Annotated in this window: 19 protein-coding genes, 1 tRNA gene and 1 pseudogene; 10 read left to right on the forward strand and 11 right to left on the reverse strand. The window is 62.6% G+C overall.

Annotation, left to right across the window (positions count from 1 at the left end; translation table 11 throughout):
* The first annotated feature begins 184 nt into the window (after positions 1-184).
* Positions 185-583 carry a RidA family protein gene (locus NKH54_RS21340; RefSeq protein WP_353028825.1) on the forward strand — a complete coding sequence of 133 codons (399 nt, stop codon included), beginning with the start codon at positions 185-187 and terminating at the stop codon, positions 581-583.
* Positions 584-625: 42 nt separating this feature from the next.
* Here NKH54_RS21340 and argB read toward each other — a convergent pair whose 3' ends face one another.
* Complete coding sequence (gene argB / locus NKH54_RS21345) at positions 626-1,519, reverse strand: acetylglutamate kinase (RefSeq protein ID WP_013528489.1); 894 nt, start codon at positions 1,517-1,519, stop codon at positions 626-628.
* A 100-nt stretch (positions 1,520-1,619) separates the two neighbouring features.
* Positions 1,620-1,778 carry a hypothetical protein gene (locus tag NKH54_RS21350; protein ID WP_353028826.1) on the reverse strand — a complete coding sequence of 53 codons (159 nt, stop codon included), beginning with the start codon at positions 1,776-1,778 and terminating at the stop codon, positions 1,620-1,622.
* Between the two features lie 410 nt (positions 1,779-2,188).
* On the opposite strand from NKH54_RS21350, the gene NKH54_RS21355 reads away from it, so the two are divergent.
* The 5 genes from NKH54_RS21355 to NKH54_RS21375 all read left to right on the forward strand — a co-directional run bounded on the left by NKH54_RS21355 (position 2,189) and on the right by NKH54_RS21375 (position 6,657).
* On the forward strand, positions 2,189-2,728 hold the full coding sequence (locus NKH54_RS21355) for a sigma-70 family RNA polymerase sigma factor (protein WP_023673234.1): 540 nt from the start codon (positions 2,189-2,191) through the stop codon (positions 2,726-2,728).
* On the forward strand, positions 2,725-3,447 hold the full coding sequence (locus NKH54_RS21360; RefSeq protein WP_023687460.1) for an anti-sigma factor: 723 nt from the start codon (positions 2,725-2,727) through the stop codon (positions 3,445-3,447). Before NKH54_RS21355 ends, NKH54_RS21360 begins: the two co-directional genes overlap by 4 nt.
* Before the next feature lie 224 nt (positions 3,448-3,671).
* Positions 3,672-4,229, forward strand: coding sequence for a fasciclin domain-containing protein (locus tag NKH54_RS21365; protein WP_023687459.1), 558 nt, complete (start codon positions 3,672-3,674; stop codon positions 4,227-4,229).
* 210 nt (positions 4,230-4,439) lie between these two features.
* On the forward strand, positions 4,440-4,934 hold the full coding sequence (gene msrB / locus NKH54_RS21370) for a peptide-methionine (R)-S-oxide reductase MsrB (protein WP_023687458.1): 495 nt from the start codon (positions 4,440-4,442) through the stop codon (positions 4,932-4,934).
* Positions 4,935-5,088: 154 nt separating this feature from the next.
* The gene (locus NKH54_RS21375; protein ID WP_353028827.1) at positions 5,089-6,657 is read left to right on the forward strand and encodes an FAD-dependent monooxygenase; all 1,569 of its coding nucleotides are present in this window, start codon (positions 5,089-5,091) and stop codon (positions 6,655-6,657) included.
* 71 nt (positions 6,658-6,728) lie between these two features.
* Here the strand turns inward: NKH54_RS21375 and NKH54_RS21380 are convergent, their stop codons facing one another.
* Positions 6,729-8,330 carry a DHA2 family efflux MFS transporter permease subunit gene (locus NKH54_RS21380; protein ID WP_023714478.1) on the reverse strand — a complete coding sequence of 534 codons (1,602 nt, stop codon included), beginning with the start codon at positions 8,328-8,330 and terminating at the stop codon, positions 6,729-6,731.
* Between the two features lie 21 nt (positions 8,331-8,351).
* Positions 8,352-9,533 (reverse strand): HlyD family secretion protein, encoded by a 1,182-nt coding sequence (locus tag NKH54_RS21385; protein WP_023714479.1) that lies wholly within the window; start codon positions 9,531-9,533, stop codon positions 8,352-8,354.
* A 146-nt stretch (positions 9,534-9,679) separates the two neighbouring features.
* Here NKH54_RS21385 and NKH54_RS21390 point away from each other — a divergent pair, with 146 nt between their 5' ends.
* On the forward strand, positions 9,680-10,423 hold the full coding sequence (locus tag NKH54_RS21390; protein WP_023673241.1) for a TetR/AcrR family transcriptional regulator: 744 nt from the start codon (positions 9,680-9,682) through the stop codon (positions 10,421-10,423).
* 66 nt (positions 10,424-10,489) lie between these two features.
* On the opposite strand, the gene yihA is transcribed toward NKH54_RS21390, so the two are convergent.
* The 6 genes from yihA to rpmH form a co-directional block, all read right to left on the reverse strand.
* The gene (yihA, locus tag NKH54_RS21395) at positions 10,490-11,149 is read right to left on the reverse strand and encodes a ribosome biogenesis GTP-binding protein YihA/YsxC (RefSeq protein ID WP_023673242.1); all 660 of its coding nucleotides are present in this window, start codon (positions 11,147-11,149) and stop codon (positions 10,490-10,492) included.
* Positions 11,146-11,784: a CatB-related O-acetyltransferase gene (locus NKH54_RS21400; protein ID WP_023701989.1), complete on the reverse strand. Its 639-nt coding sequence runs from the start codon at positions 11,782-11,784 to the stop codon at positions 11,146-11,148. Before NKH54_RS21400 ends, yihA begins: the two co-directional genes overlap by 4 nt.
* 319 nt (positions 11,785-12,103) lie before the next feature.
* Positions 12,104-12,670, reverse strand: coding sequence for a fasciclin domain-containing protein (locus tag NKH54_RS21405; protein ID WP_353028828.1), 567 nt, complete (start codon positions 12,668-12,670; stop codon positions 12,104-12,106).
* Positions 12,671-13,015: 345 nt separating this feature from the next.
* Positions 13,016-14,830: a membrane protein insertase YidC gene (gene yidC, locus NKH54_RS21410; RefSeq protein ID WP_023681359.1), complete on the reverse strand. Its 1,815-nt coding sequence runs from the start codon at positions 14,828-14,830 to the stop codon at positions 13,016-13,018.
* Between the two features lie 14 nt (positions 14,831-14,844).
* Complete coding sequence (rnpA, locus tag NKH54_RS21415) at positions 14,845-15,198, reverse strand: ribonuclease P protein component (protein WP_023672264.1); 354 nt, start codon at positions 15,196-15,198, stop codon at positions 14,845-14,847.
* Between the two features lie 16 nt (positions 15,199-15,214).
* Positions 15,215-15,349: a 50S ribosomal protein L34 gene (gene rpmH, locus NKH54_RS21420; protein WP_008833937.1), complete on the reverse strand. Its 135-nt coding sequence runs from the start codon at positions 15,347-15,349 to the stop codon at positions 15,215-15,217.
* A gap of 367 nt (positions 15,350-15,716) precedes the next feature.
* Here rpmH and NKH54_RS21425 point away from each other — a divergent pair, with 367 nt between their 5' ends.
* The 3 genes and pseudogenes from NKH54_RS21425 to NKH54_RS21435 all read left to right on the forward strand — a co-directional run.
* Positions 15,717-17,249, forward strand: a complete 1,533-nt coding sequence (locus NKH54_RS21425; protein WP_023728827.1) for an ATP-binding protein — start codon at positions 15,717-15,719, stop codon at positions 17,247-17,249.
* A 195-nt stretch (positions 17,250-17,444) separates the two neighbouring features.
* Positions 17,445-17,521, forward strand: a tRNA-Arg gene (locus NKH54_RS21430).
* A gap of 32 nt (positions 17,522-17,553) precedes the next feature.
* Positions 17,554-17,718, forward strand: a pseudogene (locus NKH54_RS21435) (LysR family transcriptional regulator); the annotation flags it as partial.
* Between the two features lie 100 nt (positions 17,719-17,818).
* Here the strand turns inward: NKH54_RS21435 and NKH54_RS21440 are convergent.
* Positions 17,819-18,361, reverse strand: coding sequence for an autotransporter (locus NKH54_RS21440; RefSeq protein ID WP_353028829.1), 543 nt, complete (start codon positions 18,359-18,361; stop codon positions 17,819-17,821).
* Positions 18,362-18,381 lie beyond the last annotated feature (20 nt).

The following is an 18,381-nucleotide window of genomic DNA, read 5'->3' on the forward strand; positions in this document are numbered from 1 at the left end:
GAATCCATGCTCGTCATGCGCCCGTCGCGCAAGCCGGCCGAAGCGGCTGTCGCGATCTCGGCCGGCACCTGACCGGCTCGCTGCCATTCATAGATACGTACCGTATGCGTATTGACATACGCGGCGTATGTACCCACCTCATGCATACGGGACGTATGTGAGTGCCCCGGACAATGGAGTGAAAATGACCAAACGTGACGCGATCTTTCCTGCCGGCAGGCAGGCTCTCTACGAGATCAATCGCTATTCTGCTGCAATCCGATCGGGCGATCTTTTGTTTGTCTCGGGCCAGGTCGGCAGCCGCGAGGACGGGTCGCCCGAACCTGTCTTCGAAAAGCAGGTCCAGCTTGCCTTCGATAATCTCGCGGCAGTACTGAAAGCAGCGGGCGCCACGTTCGACGATATAGTCGACGTGACCACCTTCCACACCGATCCGGCAGCGCAATGGCCCGTGATCGATGCCGTTCGGCTGAAGGTGTTCGGTGAACCGCCCTACACCAATTGGACGGCGGTCGGCGTCAACTGGTTAGCCGGCTTCGACTTCGAGATAAAGGCCATCGCGCGCCTGCCCCAGCCTGCCTAACGGCTGGCCAGCCGATCGACTGGCCGCCAAGCAAGTTGCACCTCAGGGCACGATCAGCGTGCCGGCGCCGTGTTCGGTGAACAGTTCCAGAAGCACCGCATGCGGCGTCTTGCCGTTGAGGATGACGACGCCTTCGACGCCGCGCTCGATCGCCTCGATGCAGGTCTCGACTTTGGGGATCATGCCGCCCGACACCGTGCCGTCCTTGATCAGCGCCTTGGCCTCGGCCACCGTCAGCTCGTCGATCAGCTTCTTGTTCTTGTCGAGCACGCCGGGCACGTCGGTCAGGAACAAAAGGCGCGTCGCCTGGCAGGCGCCGGCGATGGCGCCGGCGAAGGTGTCGGCATTGATGTTGTAGGTATGGCCATCGCGGCCGGGCGCCACCGGCGCCAGCACCGGGATCATTTCGGAGCGCGCCAGCAGGTCGAGCAGGGTGCGGTCGACTTCGACCGGTTCGCCGACGAAACCGAGATCGAGCACACGCTCGATGTTGGAATCCGGGTCGATCATGGTCTTGCGCGCCTTTTCGGCGAACACCATGTTGCCGTCCTTGCCGCACAGGCCGATCGCCCATTCGCCCTCGGCGTTGATCAGCGCGACGATCTCCTTGTTGATCGAACCGGCCAGCACCATCTCGACGATTTCGACCGTCTTCTGATCCGTGACGCGCAGTCCGCCTTCGAACTTGGATTCGATGCCCATCTTGGCCAGCATGGCGCCGATCTGCGGCCCGCCGCCATGGACGACGATCGGGTTGACGCCGGACTGCTTCAGCAGCGCGATGTCACGGGCGAAAGCCTTGCCGAGCTCGATATCGCCCATGGCATGACCGCCATATTTCACCACCACCGTCTTGTGCTCGTAGCGCTGCATATAGGGCAGGGCCCGCGAGAGCAGGGCGGCCTGCATTTCGGCGGTGGCGGTGATCTCCGTCATCGGCATGGTTCCCTGGATGCGGGTAAGGACGGCGGCGTCTTAGCGGGAATTGGCCCAGGCCGCAAACAGCTTTGCTATCACGATGATGAGATCTGCCGGATCAGGCCGGCACCTTGAGCGGCGCCCGCCGCGTCAGCCACCCGGAAACCTTCTCCATCTGCGCGGCGAGCGACAAAAACGTCTGCTCGTCGCCGGGGCGGCCGACGCCCTGGATGCCGAGCGGCAGGCCTTCTGCATCGCCGGCCGGTGGGTGAACCACAGGCTCTTGTCCATCAATTGCCCAAACAAGGATCTGATCTCCAAGAGACGGGTCAAATGCAATTTGTCGAGCAGGTTTTCGATGAGCTCGTCGGCCCCCTTCGGGTCCATGGCGCCTCAGGCAAGCGGCGGATGCGCAATGATCGGGTTGCCTCGGCGCGCGCGATCGCAGCATCGACAAGGTCTGGCGGCGAGATCTCGCCTCTGTGCACAGCCTGCCAAGTCGGTTGCATCGTTCTCCCACAGCATCTGTTCGGCCGACATTGCTGTTCCCCTTTCTGCGGGAGGCTAACGACAGCCGATTTCCTTGGCACCGACCGGCGATTACTGGCGATCGGGCGCGGACATCGTTTGCGTGGACAACAAGATTTCTGCCTTTGCAAATAAATTGTGATCGCTTAGCTTGTCCGTATGACGCCGCAGGATATCTCCACCCTGATTGTCCGGACCTCGATGAAGGATCGGACTGCGTTCGATCTGCTTTACCGGCAAACCAGTGCGAAACTTTTCGGCGTGTGCCTTCGTGTATTGAAGGATCGCGGAGATGCGGAAGAAGCGCTGCAAGAGGTCTTCGTCAAAGTGTGGACGAAGGCGGATCGTTTCGCTGTTTCTGATCTCAGCCCAATCTCCTGGCTGGTGGCCATAGCACGCAATCATGCGATTGATCGCATCCGCTCGCGACGCAAGCCTGCTGCCGATATCGATGCCGCGCTCGACGTGGCTGACCCCGGTCCCGGGCCAGAGGCTATGGTTGTTGCGGGCGGTGAATCCGAGCGCATCTATCAGTGCCTTGAAGAGTTGGAACAAGACCGGGCGCAAGCCGTTCGGGGTGCGTATTTGAACGGCGAAAGTTACGCCGAGCTCGCGGAACGTCATAAGGTTCCGCTCAACACGATGCGGACATGGCTGCGCCGCAGCCTGTTGAAACTTAGAGAATGTCTGGAAAGATGACCCTGGCAGAAGAAAATGGACCGGAACGTGGAGGCGACGACCTGCTCGCAGCCGAATACGTTCTCGGCGTGCTGCCGGCGGATGAGCGCCAGATAGCCTCCGGACGCATCGACGCGGAGACCGGCTTTGCCCGTCTCGTCGATTCCTGGGAAGTGAACCTCTCGCCGATCGCTGCCGCTTATGCTGAGGTAGAGCCGCCGGCCACGGTCAAGCCGGCTATCGATCGCCGGCTGTTCTCCTCCACCGCGGCGTCGATGACGGCGCCGAGCGGCAGTCTCTGGTCCAGCCTTGCCTTCTGGCGCGGCCTCACCGCAGCGGCTCTCGCGGCCCTGGTACTCTATGTCGCCGTGCCCTACGTCAGGTCGCCGGTCGTCGTGCCACAGGAGCGCCTCGTCGCCTCGCTGGCCGCCGAAGGCAGCGATGTCAAATACCTCGTCGTCTACGACGCATCCCGCCGCGATGTCGGCCTGTCGCTGGTTTCGGGCGAACGCGCCCCCGGCAAGGACTTCGAACTGTGGATGATCGAAGGCAAGAATGCTCCGGTCTCGATGGGTGTCATTCCCGCCGGCCAGGTCACGCACATTCCGGTTACCCCGGCAGTGCAGCAGAAGCTGGCGCAAGGCGCCGTGCTTGCCGTCAGCGTCGAGCCGACGGGCGGTTCGACGACCGGACAGCCGACCGGACCGGTCGTTGCCGCGGGCGACCTGAAGGGCATCTGATAAATCGTAAGATCATGACGTGACAATGAAGGCAGCGGAAGTACATCTTCCGCTGTTTTCGTTTTGGATACGCTGCTGGAGATTAGAGATTCGATCTCCGGAGATAATTCGCCGACAAGATAAAGGATAAATTTTTCCCGGCGCGCGGAAACTCAGGCAGTTCTATTACGTATCTCCTCATGTTCCCGAAAGAGGAAACAACAACCCTGAGGAGTTCGAACACTATGCGTAGAATCGCCACCCTTTTGCTCGCCGGTACCATTGCCGTCTCCGCCCTCGCCACAATCGCCTATGCCGAGAATCCGATGGTTGGCGGCGCCGCCATGTACGCCAACAAGAACATCGTTGAGAACGCCGTCAATTCGAAGGATCACACGACACTGGTCGCCGCCGTCAAGGCTGCCGGCCTGGTCGAGACACTGCAGGGCGCCGGCCCGTTCACCGTGTTCGCGCCGACCAATGAGGCCTTCGCCGCGCTTCCGGCTGGCACGGTCGAGTCGCTGCTCAAGCCCGAGAACAAGGACAAGCTCACCAAGATCCTGACCTGCCATGTCATCGGCGCCAAGGCGATGGGCGCCGATGTCGCCTCGATGGCCAAGGCCGATGGCGGCACCCACAAGGTCAAGACGGTCGGCGGCTGCGAGCTGTCGCTCAAGGCCGATGGCGGCAAGGTCACCGTAGCCGACGAGAACGGCAATGTCGCCAATGTCACGATCGCCGATGTCGAGCAGTCGAACGGCGTCATCCACGTCATCGACAAGGTCCTGCTGCCGAAGATGTAACAAAGCCCCTGCCGCCGACGAACAGGCGGTAAGCTCCTGCAGATTGCGCGGCCCCGCCCCCGTGGGCCGAGCAACGACCGAGCGCTCCATCCCGTCCGCAACAAGCGCGGAGCCGGTGTGGAGCGTTCGTTTGCAGGACAACCGTCACCGGCTTTTGATTTTCCAGTGGCGGCCAAATCTGGCAAAACAACCCGCAGGAGGATTTCTGTCATGAACCGTCGAGATTTGCTTTTGAGCGGCGCCGCCATCGTTGCCGTGGCCGGCGCGGCGGCAACGTTGCGCATGGGCGGGCCCGCTAAGGCTGCCGAAACCTTCGAGGTCACCAAGACCGACGCCGAATGGCACGCCATCCTGTCCGACGAAGCCTTCAACGTGCTGCGCAAGGAAGGCACCGAGTATCCCGGCACCAGCCCGCTGCTGAACGAGCATCGCAAGGGCATTTTCGCCTGCGCCGGTTGCGACCTGCCGGTCTACCCCTCAGACACCAAGTTCGAGTCCGGCACCGGCTGGCCGAGCTTCTGGCAGGAGATTGCCAACGCCGTCGGCAAGACCGAGGACCGTTCGCTGGGCATGACCCGCACCGAGGTTCATTGCCGCCGCTGCGGCGGTCATCTCGGCCATGTCTTCGATGACGGTCCCGCACCCACCGGCCTGCGCCATTGCATCAACGGCGTGGCGCTCAGCTTCAAGCCGGCCACTGCCTGACCGTTCGGCGTCTTTTGGCGGGATTGGGGATTTGGCGCCGGCGTGACGACCGCCTCCTATCTCTTGAAATGGGGCGAAAACAGTCAACTTCAAGAATTGGCAGACGGCTTTTTATGCGTAGATTCCGCAGCCCTTAACGAGAGGGCCAGAACCTATGCAACTAACTGAAGCACGGGCTCGCGACGGCGAGCCCAAATCGACCTCCAAATCGACCGACGGTGTTGATGCGGACCGGCCGCGAATATCCCATTCCGTGGTGATCGCCGGCGGCGGCCCGACCGGGTTGATGCTGGCCGGCGAGCTTTCCCTGGCCGGCATCGATGTCGCCATCGTCGAGCGGCGCGAGAACCAAGACCTCGCGGGCGCGCGCTCGGGCGGCCTGCATTCGCGCACCATCGAGATCTTCGACCAGCGCGGCATTGCCGATCGGTTCCTGTCGCAAGGCCAGACCGCACAGGTCGCAGGCTTCGCCGGCGTTTCGCTTGATATCAGCGACTTCCCCACCCGCCACAATTACGGGCTGGCGCTGTGGCAAAAGCACATAGAGCGCATCCTTGCCTGCTGGGTCGAGGAGCTTGGCGTCACGTTCTACCGTGGCCGCGAGGTGACAGGCTTGGTGCAGGATGGCGGCGGCGTCGATGTCGCGCTGAGCGATGGCGGGTCGCTTCGTGCCGATTATCTCGTCGGCTGCGACGGCGGCAGAAGCCTCGTGCGCAAGGCGGCGGGCATCGAGTTCCCCGGTTCCGAGCCGACAACCAGCAATTTGATCGCCGAGATCGAGGTAACGGAAGAGCCGCAATGGGGTATCCACCGCGATGCCATCGGAATTCACGGCCTCAGCAGACTGGAAGACGGTACGGTGCGGGTGCTGGTGACCGAACGCGAGGTCGGGGCCGGCGGCGTGCCCACATTGCATGAGCTCAGCGAGGCGCTCATTGCCGTCTACGGCACCGATTACGGCGTCCACAATCCAACATCGCTGGCCCGCTTCACCGACATGACCCGGCAGGCAGCCTCATACCGCAAGGGGCGGGTGCTGCTCGCCGGCGACGCCGCGCATGTGCATCCACCGGACGGTGGACAGGGGCTGCAGACCGGCGTGCAGGACGCGGTCAATCTGGGCTGGAAGCTCGCCCAAGTGGTCAGGAAAACTGCGCCCGAAAGCCTGCTCGACAGCTACCAGGCAGAGCGCCACCCGATTGCCGCGCGTGTGATGAAAAACACCATGGCGTCGGTCGTGCTCCGTCGCGAAGACGAGCGCACCAAGGCGCTGCGCGATACAGTGTCGGAACTTCTCGGCATGGAAGAGCCGCGCAAGCGTTTTGCCGGCCTGTTGTCCGGCCTGGACATCCACTACGATATTGGCGAGGGGCATCCGCTGCTGGGGCGTCGCATGCCGGATCTCGACCTCGTCACCGCTGCCGGTCCGCTGCCGGTTTTCGCCCTGCTGCACGACGCTCGGCCGCTGCTGCTTAATCTTGGTGAGCCCGGCGCTTTTGGTATCGGCCAGTGGGTGGAGCGGATTCAGCTGGTCGACGCCAGCTACGATGGCGCGTGGGAGCTTCCGGTGCTGGGGGCAGTCGAAGCCCCACGCGCAGTGCTGGTCCGGCCTGACGGTTATGTGGCCTGGGTCGGCGGCCCTGAAGCAGCCGGGCTAACCGACTCGCTGACCAAATGGTTTGGGCCGCCTCGACCAAGGAGCTTGACAACGATCGATGCTTAAGCGTGACCCCGGAAATCGGGGGTGATTTCCGGGGTCACACATGAGGGCGCCAGGCGGGGGATCCGGCGCGCTCAATGGCCTCCGCCACCGCTGCCCGCGGGCGGCGCCGGCTTGGCGATGACCAGGGTGAAGACCGCCATGGTCGCGAACAGCACGGTCAGCATGGTGAACACGTCCATGAACGACAGCAGCGACGCCTGCTGCTGGACCATGCCCGACAGTTTGGAGATCGCCGCCTTGGTGGCGTCGAGGCCGGGAGTCTGCTGGAAGTCGAGCGTCATGTTCTGCAGCTTGGTCTGCGCCGCCGCACTGCCCCATTCCACATGCTCGGCCAGCCTGGCGTAGTGGAAGGCGCTGCGATCGATCAGCACGGTGTTGATGACGGCAAGGCCGACCGCACCGCCGAGGTTGCGGGTCAGGTTGAACAGGCCCGACGCGTTCTTCAGCCGGTCCGGCGGCAAGGTGCCGAGCGCAATGTTGTTGATCGGCACCATGCACAGCATCATCGAGCTGCCGCGCAGGATCTGCGGGATCAGCAATTCCCAGAAATCCCAGTCGGCGGTCAGATGCGTCATCCACCATGTGCCGGCAGCGAAACCGAACAGCCCGATCATCATCATGATGCGCAAATCCATCTTGCTCGACAGGATGCCGGAAATCGGCGCAGTGACGAACATCGCCAGGCCGCTGACGAACAGGGCTTCGCCGATCATCAAGGAATCGTAGCCGCGGATGCGTCCGAGGAACACCGGGTAGAGATAGGTCAGACCGTACAGGCCGATGCCGATGACGAAGGAGAACAGCGAACCGAAGGCGAAATTGACGTTGGTGAAGGCCCTGAGATCGACGATCGGCTCCTCGGCGGTGAAGGCACGCCAGAAGAACAGCGCCGCACCGACAACCATGATGATGGCGCACATGAACACGGCCTGTTCCTGCAGCCAGTCATGGTTCGGACCTTCCTCGAGCACATATTCCATGCAGCCGAGAAACGCCGCCATGCCGGCAAGGCCCCACCAGTCGAACTTGCTGAACAGGCCGAGATTGGGCTTGTCAAAATCGATCAGGGTCCAGGTCGTGACCGTCACCAGAATGCCTGGAATGACATTGATGAGGAACAGCCAGTGCCACGACATGGCATGGCTGATATAGCCGCCGACGGTCGGGCCGATGGTCGGCGCCAGCGTCGCCACCAGGCCGATCATCGGCGACACCATGGCGCGGCGCGACGGCGGGAAGATGGTGAAGGCGGCGGCGAAAACGCTCGGGATCATGCCGCCGCCGATAAAGCCCTGGATGGCGCGGTAGACGATCATCTGGTCGATGTTGGTGGCGGTCGCGGCCAGCGCGCTGGCCGCCGTGAAGCCGGCCGCGGCGCCTGCAAACAGCACGCGCGTCGACAGCATCCGGCTGAGGAAGCCCGACAGCGGGATCATCACCACTTCGGCGATCAGATAGGCGGTCTGCACCCATGGGATTTCGTCGGAACTGGCGCTGAGGCCGGCCTGGATCTCCGCCAGCGAGGCTGAGACGATCTGGATGTCGAGGATCGCCATGAACATGCCGAACACCATCGCCAGGAAGGCGATGAGGCGGCGCGTCGAGATGGTCGTCGGTACCGCCGGCATGGCAGGCGCCGGCCCCGCTCCTGCAGTTATGGTTGCGGTTGCCATGGCGTTGCTCCCGGCTTTCGCTCAGTTCGTCGTAGCCGGAGCCGTGCGGCTGTCGACGGCGACGACGACGCTCAGGCCGGCGCGCAGCCTGCCTGCCTTCAGCACATCGGCCGGCACGTCGATGCGAACCGGGATGCGCTGCACCACCTTGGTGAAGTTGCCGGTGGCATTTTCCGGCGGCAGCAGCGAGAACACCGCACCCGAAGCCGGCGCCAGCGACGACACCGTGCCTTCGAAATCATGGCCGTCCGTGGCGTCGACCGAGACCCGCACCTTCTCGCCGGGCACCAGCTTGGCCAGCTGCGTCTCCTTGAAGTTGGCAACGATGTAGAGCTTGTCCAGCGGCACCACGACGGCGAGCTTCTGGCCGGGGCTGACGAGGTCGCCCTGCTCGACCGAGCGGTTGCCGACGACGCCGTCATAAGGCGCCTTGAGCACGGTGAAGGACAGATCGCGCGCGGCCTTGTCGCGGTTCAGCCGCAGCGAAGCCAGCGTGCTGGCCGATTCGGCGCGCTGCGCTTCGAACACGCCGATATTGGCCTGTGCGGCTGCAATCTGCGCGTCGGCGCCGACGAGGGCTGCATTGGCCTGGTCGAGAGCGGTCTGGGCATCGTCCAGTTGCGCCTGTGTGCCGACATGCGTCTTGACCAGTTGCGCGGCGCGCTGCTGGGCGCGAGCGGCGTTGTCGGCTGCCGCCTGGTCGGCGACCTTCTGCGCCTGCGCCTGTTGCAGCGAAGCTTGCGCCGCCTTCGTCTGCGCGTCGATACGGTCGAGCGTCTTGGCCAGCGTGGCGATCTGCGCCTCCGCCTGGGCAACGGCTATTCTGTAGTCGCCGTCGTCGATCGTCAGCAGCGGATCGCCAGCCTTGACCTGCTGGTTCTCCGAGACCTTGACTTGATCGACATAGCCGGAAATCTTCGGCGAGACGAACGACATGTCGGCCTGGACATAGGCGTCGTCGGTCGAGATCAGGAACCGGCCGTCCGTCCAGTAATTATAGCCATACCAGGCGCCGGCGCTGAGCAGAGCGAGGCCGATGATCGGCAGCATGAACGAGCGAGCCTCCCGCTTCTTCTTGGCCGGCACCTCGGCCAAAACTTCGGCGGCAGGCTTGATGGGCGCTTCCGGCGCTTCGATAGCCGGCGAGACCTTGGCGTTGGGAAAGGGGCGGACTTCGGCGGTGGTTGGCGTGTTCGAGGACATGATATCTCGCTACCGTAGCTACATAAGGAAAATGTGTTATACTGAACCGTTCGGTTCGATGCGAACGTTGACATAGCGCTAAAGCAGGCCCATATCAAGAGCAATCGAACCGCTCGGTTCGAATTATTTCGCGAGGTGTGACTTTAATGGCCGACACGTTACCCGACGTCGAAAATGATCGGTGCGATGTGCTGGATAGTGCGCGTCGCGGCCGCCCGGCGGCGGGCCAGGATCCGGTCAAGCGCAGCCAGATCATTGAGGGCGCGCGGCGCGTGTTCATCGACAAGGGCTTCGAAGCGGCGTCGATGAACGACATTACCCGCGAGGCCGGCGTCTCCAAGGGCACGATCTATGTCTACTTCGCCAACAAGGAAGAGCTGTTCGAGGCGCTGATCGAGGAAGAGCGCGGCACCATCTTCAAGAACATGTACGACATGCTCGACCGCGCCGACGATCTGCGCCAGACGCTGGTGAAATTCGGCAAGGTGCTGTCGATGAAGATCACCTCGGCCAAGGTCATCCAGGCGCAACGCACCGTGATCGGCGCCTCCGACAGGATACCGGACATGGGCGCGCGGTTTTACGAACGTGGCCCCAAACGCGGCCACGACAAGGTGGTCAAGTTCCTCAATGCAGCCATCGAACGCGGCCTGCTCAAGATCGATGATGTCGATCTTGCCGCCTATCAATTCACCGAACTGTGCCTCGCCGGCCTGTTTCGCCAGTGCATCTTCGCCTACCGCACCACGGCGCCGAGCCAGGATGAAATCGACCACATCGTGCGGTCGGGCGTCAGCCTGTTCCTGAAGTCCTACGGCACCGAAAAGCTTGCCGAGGAAGAAAGCCATCAGATGATCGCGCTCGAGGCGAAGTCCAAGGCAAAGGCCTAGTTAGCCAAAGGTCTTTTTTCGCAACTCCGGACGGAAAACCGCTTCACACTTTTCCCGGAGTTGCTTTTAACCGCCATTGGCCGCCAGCACGATAGCCGCGCGCAGTTCGTCCAGACCCTCGCCCTTTTCCGACGACGTGGCGAGCACGAACGGAAACGCCGCCGGCCGCTTCTTGATCTTCAGTAATGTCTCTTCGATCAGCTGCGGCACGCCGGCGGCCTTGATCTTGTCGGTCTTGGTCAGCACGATCTGGTAGGACACCGCCGCCTTGTCGAGCAGCGACAGCACTTCGTCGTCCTTGGCTTTGATGCCATGGCGGGAATCGATCAGCACATAGACCCGCTTCAGCGTCACGCGGCCCTTGAGATAGTCGAAGACCAGCTTGGTCCAATCGTCCACCTTTTCCTTCGGCGCGCTGGCATAGCCGTAGCCCGGCATGTCGACCAGCGCCATTGGCGGCAGGTCGGTGCCTTCGCCGGAAAACCCGCCCGGCACGAAATAGTTGAGCTCCTGCGTGCGCCCCGGCGTGTTGGAGGTGCGCGCCAGCCCGTTATGGCCGACGAGCGCATTGATCAGCGACGACTTGCCGACATTGGAGCGGCCGGCAAAGGCGATCTCAGGCGGCCCCTCCGGCGGCAGGAACTTCATCGCCGGCACGCCGCGGATGAAGATCCACCCCTTGGTGAACAGGTCGGTGCCGATGACGGTGTTGCCCAGCGCGTTCAAATTGCTGCCTCCAGCCTGGAAATATCGGCGCCCCGGATGGCGTTGAGGTTGCGGCCGATCTTGTCCACCGGCCAATTCCACCACGCCACAGCCAGCAACCGCCGCACCGTCCTGTCGTCGAAACGCATCTTCACCACCTTTGCTGCATTGCCGGCGACGATCGCATAGGCCGGCACGTCATGCGTCACCACCGATTTCGCCGCCACGATGGCGCCATTGCCGACCGACACGCCGGGCATGATCACCGCATCCATGCCGATCCATACATCATTGCCGACCACCGTGTCGCCGCGCAGTTCCTGTGACCACGTCTTCGGGTCGAAGCCTTGCTCCCAGCCATGACCGAAAATGTTGAACGGATAGGTGGAAAAGCCGGACATGGCATGGTTGGCGCCGTTCATGATGAAGCGCGCGCCCTCCGCGATGGCGCAGAACTTGCCGATGATCAGCTTGTCGCCGATGAAGGGATAATGATGCAGCACGCATCGCTCGGCGAATTTGTCCGGTCCGTCAGGATCGTCATAGTAGGTGAACTCGCCGATCTCGATATTCGGTGCGGTGACCAGGGGCTTGAGGAAGCCGACGCGGGTGTGCATCGGGATCGGGTGTTTGATGTCTGGGTTGGGTCCGTCCATGGCGAGATCCGTCGAGAGTGGCGCAAATTAAAGCCGCCATTCTAGATGGCGTGATCCGCCCTATAGCACCAATCGCCCGATGAGCGAGCCCTGCTGGGCTTCGATGTTCAGTTCGTGCCGCGGCAGATCACGATCAGGTCGACCGCCGCCGTCGGCTAAGGCGCCCTGAAACCCAAAAAAACGGGGCCCTGCGAAGGACAAGCAGGACCCCGGTGGTGTCGAAGGCGGCTTCAAAAGAATGGCACCTCCTCGTGAGGTGGGGAAGGCAGACCGAGAAAGCCCATCGCAGCCCGCCGTCATTCCCGGTTGCGTAAAGCCGTTACTTCGGCAACAGCACCTTGTTGACGACGTGGATGACGCCGTTCGACTGGTTGACGTCGGCGACCGTCACCTTGGCGGCGCCGCCGGACTCGTCGACGATGTAGAGCGAGCCGCCCTTGACCTCGGCGATCAGCGTGTCGCCGCTGACGGTCTTCATTTCATACTTGCCACCCATCGCCTTGGCCTTGGTCATCATATCCTTGGCCGAGATCTTGCCGGCCACGACATGGGCGGTCAGGATCTTGGTCAGCTTGTCCTTGTTTTCGGGCTTCACCAGCGTGGCGACGGTGCCGGCCGGCAGTTTCTTGAAGGCGGAATCGGTCGGCGCAAACACCGTGAAAGGTCCCGCGCTTTCCAGCGTGTCGACCAGGCCGGCGGCCTTGACGGCGGCAACCAGCGTCTTGTGGATCGGCGAGTTGAGGGCGTTCTCGACGATGTTCTTGGAGGTCAGCATCGCAGCGCCGCCAACGGCGGGATTGGCGAGCGTATAGGCCGTCGTCGCTGCAAGGCCCGATAGAGCCAGGCCGGCGGAAAAGCATAATGCCTTGAGGATGGACTTTGCCATTGGAGAACCCTTCTGGTGCGACAATTGTTGATTCGATTGTCGGGAAGAGTTACGCGGCAATTGCGGGAAAGTTTCGGTGCAGAGTAAAAAATGATAATGATAACAAACTCTTAAAGGCGAATGCCCATTCCACGCGCCGCATCCCCGCGGTGGACATGACGGGGTCACGGATCAAAAACAGCGGTCTTCGGATTAGAGCTGATCGGTGTTGACCGGCCTTGGCGGTACAAGCAGCAGCCACGCCGGTTGCACGCCGCAAGTTTCGCGCCTCACGGGAACGTGATGCGCCCCTCGTGCAAAAAAACCCCGGACGAGCGGGGGCTTTGATTGCCGGAATAGCACCTTCTATTCAGCCGGCGAGGGTTTCTTTCGGAACAATGCCGTCAGATTGTCCCACAATTCGATCTTGGCGCCCTGGCGCTTCATGATCACGCCCTGCTGCAGGATCGACAGCGTGTTGTTCCAGGCCCAGTAGATGACGAGGCCGGCCGGGAAGCTGCCCATCATGAAGGTGAAGATCACCGGCATCCAGGTAAAGATCTGCGCCTGCGTCGGATCCGGCGGGGTCGGGTTCATGCGCATCTGCAGGAACATGGTGATGCCCATCACCACCGCCCAGGCGCCCATATGCGGCAGGAAGGCCGGTGGCGCGAAGGGCAGCAGGCCGAACAGGTTGAAGACCGAGGTCGGATCGGGCGCGGCCAGATCCTGGACCCAGCCGAAGAACGGCGCGTGCCGCATCTCGATGGTGATGTAGAGCACTTTGTAGAGCGAGAAGAACACCGGGATCTGCAGCGCCACCGGCCAGCAGCCGGCGAGCGGATTGATCTTCTCGGTCTTGTACAGCTCCATCATCGCCTGTTGCTGCTTCATCTTGTCGTCCGCGTATTTCTCGCGGATCTCGAGCATCTTGGGCTGCACCTTCTTCATGTTCGCCATCGACGCATAGGATTTGTTGGCGAGCGGGAAGAAGAGGGTTTTGACGACGACGGTGGTGGCAAGGATGGCCAGACCGAAATTGCCGAAGAATTTGTACAGCGTGTCGATCAGGTAGAACATCGGCTTGGTGATCCAGATGAACCATCCCCAATCGATCAGCCGGTCGAACAGCCTGATCTGGCGGTCCTGGGCGTAGGCGTTGATCTTGTTGACTTCCTTGGCGCCGGCGAAGATCTCGGTCTCGACCGTCGCCGACTGCCCGGCGGCAATGGTGATCGGGTCGGTGAGGAAGTCCGACTGGTAGCGCGGGCGGCCATTGTCGTAATAGGCATAGTGCGGCTGGAACGGCTGCTTCTCGGTCGGCACCAGGGTAACCGCCCAATATTTGTCGGTGATGCCAAGCCAGCCATCGGTCGATTTGCTCGGCGTATAGAGCTTGTTCTTCTCGATGTCGGCGTATTTGTGCTCCTGCAGGCCTTCGGTTCCCGTGACGCCGATCAGGCCTTCATGCAGCACATAGGAGCTGGCGACGGCCGGCTTGTCGAAACGGATGACGCGGCCGTAATTGGACAGCGTGACGGGGGTCGAGCCTGAATTCTGCACCGCATCGGAAACGGTGAACATGTAGTCGCCGTCGACGGAGATCGTGCGCTTGAAGGTCAGGCCCTTGTCGTTGGTGAAGGTCAGCGTCACTGGCGTCGCCGGCGTCAGCGTCGCATTGCCGTCGACGCTCCAGACCGTTTCCGGGCCCGGCACCGTGCCGGTCGTGTCGCTGCCGACAAAGCCGATCTCGGCATAATAGCCGGTGGGCAGCGCCTGCGGATTGAGCAGCTGGATCTGCGGCGATGTCTTGTCGACCGTCTCGGTGTAGTGCTTGAGCTTTAGGTCGTCGAGGCGGGCGCCGGTGAGGTTGATCGAGCCCGACAGACTCGGCGTGTCGATGTTGACGCGGGCCGTCTTGGCCACTTCCTGCGCGCGGCCTTCCGGCGTCGTGACATAGGTGCCGGGCGCGTTTGGAATGGCGCCGGGCGCTGCGGGCGCCGGCGTGCCGCCGGGGTTGGCGGCCTCGGCCGCCTTCTTCTGCTCCGCCGCCCGCTGCTCTTCGATGCGGGCCGCCTCGCGCTGCTGTTCGCTGCGCGGCAGCACATAGAAATATTGCCACAGCCCGAGGATCAGCACCGACAAGACGATGGTGATGTAGAAGTTCCGGTTGTTTTCCATCGAAAGCCCTTGGCCTATCGTGTTCCGCTGAGACGGCGGGAGAGTTCGGCCTTCAACTGGCCGAACGGAATGGTGAGCACGTCTTCACGCCCGACGATGACATAGTCATTGCCGGGCGCCATGTCACTTGCGGCATGGGTGCGCACGGCTTCTTTCAGCCGCCGCCTGACGCGGTTGCGGACAACCGCATTGCCGACCTTCTTGGTGACGGTGAAGCCGACGCGCGGCGGCAGGCCGTCATTGCGGTCGAGAACTTCGACGAGAAAAAGCCGCCCGCGCCGCTTTTCACCGCGGCGGACGGCCAGGAATTCCGCACGTTTCAGAAGCCGCTTGGGGTTTGGTCCCACTGGCTTGCCGGTTGCGGGCAACGATCTCGTCTTCCGTTCAGGCGCTGAGCCGCTTGCGGCCGCGGTTGCGGCGAGCTGCGACGACGCCGCGACCACCCTTGGTGGCCATGCGAGCACGGAAACCGTGCCGGCGTTTGCGGACGAGTTTGGACGGTTGGTAGGTACGCTTCATTTGTTTTAATACCGCGGGGTGCGGCCCTTCTTGATTCTGTCACTGTGTAACAGGAGCTTTGCCGGGCCGGCATTGGCGCGATCGAAACCGCGCCGGGACGAATGGCCCGAGCGTGAGCGGCTTATAGAAAGAAGGGTTTTGGGAGTCAATCCAGCGCGAACTATGAGTTCGTCGCAGCGCGAACGCCAGTTCGTCGCAGTGCGAACTGCCAGTTCGTCACGACGCGACACCCCGTTCGTCGCGGCGCGAACACCCAGTTCGAGGCTATCTTTATTGCTGGTACCATCGTCCAACGAAGGATGAAATTGGCAAAAAAGCCGCAATCGCCTAATCTCAACCGATCAAGCGTTTGTGAATACAGGCCTTAATGAGCGAAGTTGCATCAGCGGATGAAGGGAGCGGCCCGGCGACAGCCGATGCCAGCCCGGCGACCGTTCGCCCGGTTGCGAGCCGTTCGGTGCCCAATCGTTCAGTGCCCTTGGCGCGCGGCCTGTCGACCAAGCTGCTCTTGCTCACCATTGTCTTCGTGCTCCTGGCCGAAGTCCTCATTTTCCTGCCCTGGATCGCCAGCTACCGCCTGGCCTGGCTGAAGGAGCGGCTAAGCACCGCTGCCGCGGTGTCGATCGTGCTGGTGCAGGGCGAGCCCAATTCGCTCTCCCGCGCCGCCCAGAACGACGTGCTGATGGCAATCGGCGCCAAGGCGATCGCGGTGCGCGACGGCGGCGTATCGCGCCTGCTGGTGGTGGCCGAGATGCCGCCGCAGGTCGACGAGCATATCGACATCGCCAATGTCGGCATGATCAAGGGCATGACCGGGGCGCTGGATACGCTGTTCTTCGGCGGCAAGCGCATGCTGCGGGTGTTCGGCCCGGTCGGCGACAGCGACAAGGAATTCGAGCTGATCATGCCCGACTATTCCCTGCGCAACGCCATGCTGCGCTATTCGCGCAACGTCGCCTTCGTCTCGCTGCTGATCTCGCTGTTCACCGCAATGCTGGTCTATGCCGCGATCGACCTGATCATGATCGGCCCGATCCGCACCATGACGCGCTCGATGCTGTCCTTCTCCGAGGCGCCCGACGATCCAGGGCGCATCATCCACCCGGCCGCCCGCGCCGACGAGATCGGCGTTGCCGAGCGCGAACTGTCGCAGATGCAGGAACGGCTGCAAAAGATGCTGTCGGAGCAGAAGCACCTTGCCGACCTTGGCCTCGCCGTCTCCAAGATCAACCACGACATGCGCAACATCCTGGCCTCGGCGCAGCTGATGTCGGACCGCCTGCGCCTGGTCAAGGACCCGACCGTGCAGGCCTTCGCGCCAAAGCTGTTGCGCGCGCTCGACCGCGCCGTCTCCTATTCCGAAGGCGTGCTCCACTATGGCCGCACGCAGGAGCCGGCGCCCTCACGCCGCCGCTTGCGGCTGCGCCAGCTGGTCGACGACGTCCACGGCCTGCTCGACATCGAGGACGGCATCGAATTCGTCAATGCCGTCGAGCTCGCCTTCGAGGTCGATGCCGATTCCGACCAGCTGTTTCGCGTGCTCACCAATCTGTGTCGCAACGCGGTCCAGGCGATGGCGGCCGACGCCGAGAGCGCGCTGGTGCGCCGGCTCGCCGTATCGGCCGAGCGCATAGGCAGCGTAAGCCGCATCATTGTCACCGACACCGGTCCCGGCCTGCCGGCGAAGGCGCGAGAAAACCTGTTCGCGGCGTTTCGCGGCTCGGCCCGCAGCGGCGGCACCGGCCTTGGCCTGGCCATCGCGCATGAACTGATCCGCGCCCATGGCGGCACGGTGGAGCTGGTCGAATCGATCGGCGGACGCACCACCTTCGCCGTCACCATCCCCGACCAGCCGGTCCGCCTCGACCAGGCCCGCAGCGGCCTGCGCCGCCCGGCCTGAGCTGTATTTGATATTCAGCCGAAGTCGGACTTAGCTGAATCTCAGCACACCTTGATCGGCACCGTCGAAAGCAGCTGCGACAAAACTTTTGCCGGATTGGCTTGCTTTTCGGAAATTCAGTCGCTAGGGAACACGTCTTGTCGCGGCCGGTCGTCAGGATCGGTTAGCGGGGCTATGTAAAGCATGGCCTGTTGCGCGCCCGTAGCTCAGCTGGATAGAGCACCAGACTACGAATCTGGGGGTCAGGAGTTCGAATCTCTTCGGGCGCGCCATTTCTGCCGAATCTGCGATTTCCTGCGATCCGCTAGCCGGTCTTGGGCTCGCATATGAAGAGCAGGTCGCGGAACACGTTGCCGAGCACCGCCTCATCCGAGTGCTGGAGAACTGGACGCCGCCTATTCCGGGCTTCTTCATTTATTACCCCAGTCGTCAGCCTGACTGCGCTATAAACGCGCTGCGATGTTCTTGAAACGGGAGAGTACGCGGCGACCGTTATCTGGGCGCAGCGACGCTGAATGCTCATTCACGCCGCCGCGCAGCACGCTCACTTTTCTTCCGCCTTTCCCGGATCAGGGCCCAATAGGCCTCGCTCCAGCCAGATACCGCTCATTGTCAAACGGCTCGGCGTGGGTGCTGCCCGGGCTCCACATGTGGCGGTGGGTCTCGGTCAGATTGCCGAGATAGACATGCAGCGCGCCTGAGCGGGCGATGCCGGTGTTGGCCACCGCGTGCACAGTATCAGGGGTCATGTGCACCACCGCGGGCGCCGCGACGTCGTGGCGTTCCGGCGCATCGATCTCGCTGCCGTCGACGGGATAGATGAAGTTGGTCTCGCTGCCCTTGTAGATGCCGATCAGCGCATCCATCAGATGGTTGTGCGGCGGGTACTGCAGGCCGGGCGAAAGCGTGATGTGGTAGATGGTCAAGTCAGGGCTGGCATGCAGCAGCACCTCATCGTCGTCTTCCTCATGCGCGAGCACGCCTGATGCATGGAAGCGATCGGTGTGTTCGCGCAGCACCGCCTTGACCCGTTCGAAGGCATGAGCACCTTTGGCTGCGTTGACGATATCGGCGGTTACGGCGTAAAGAGGCGAGTTGGCGGCAAGAGGCATTTGTCGTCATCTCCATTGGG

The organism is Mesorhizobium sp. M1004 (genome assembly GCF_040318795.1).
Taxonomy (GTDB): Bacteria; Pseudomonadota; Alphaproteobacteria; order Rhizobiales; family Rhizobiaceae; genus Mesorhizobium.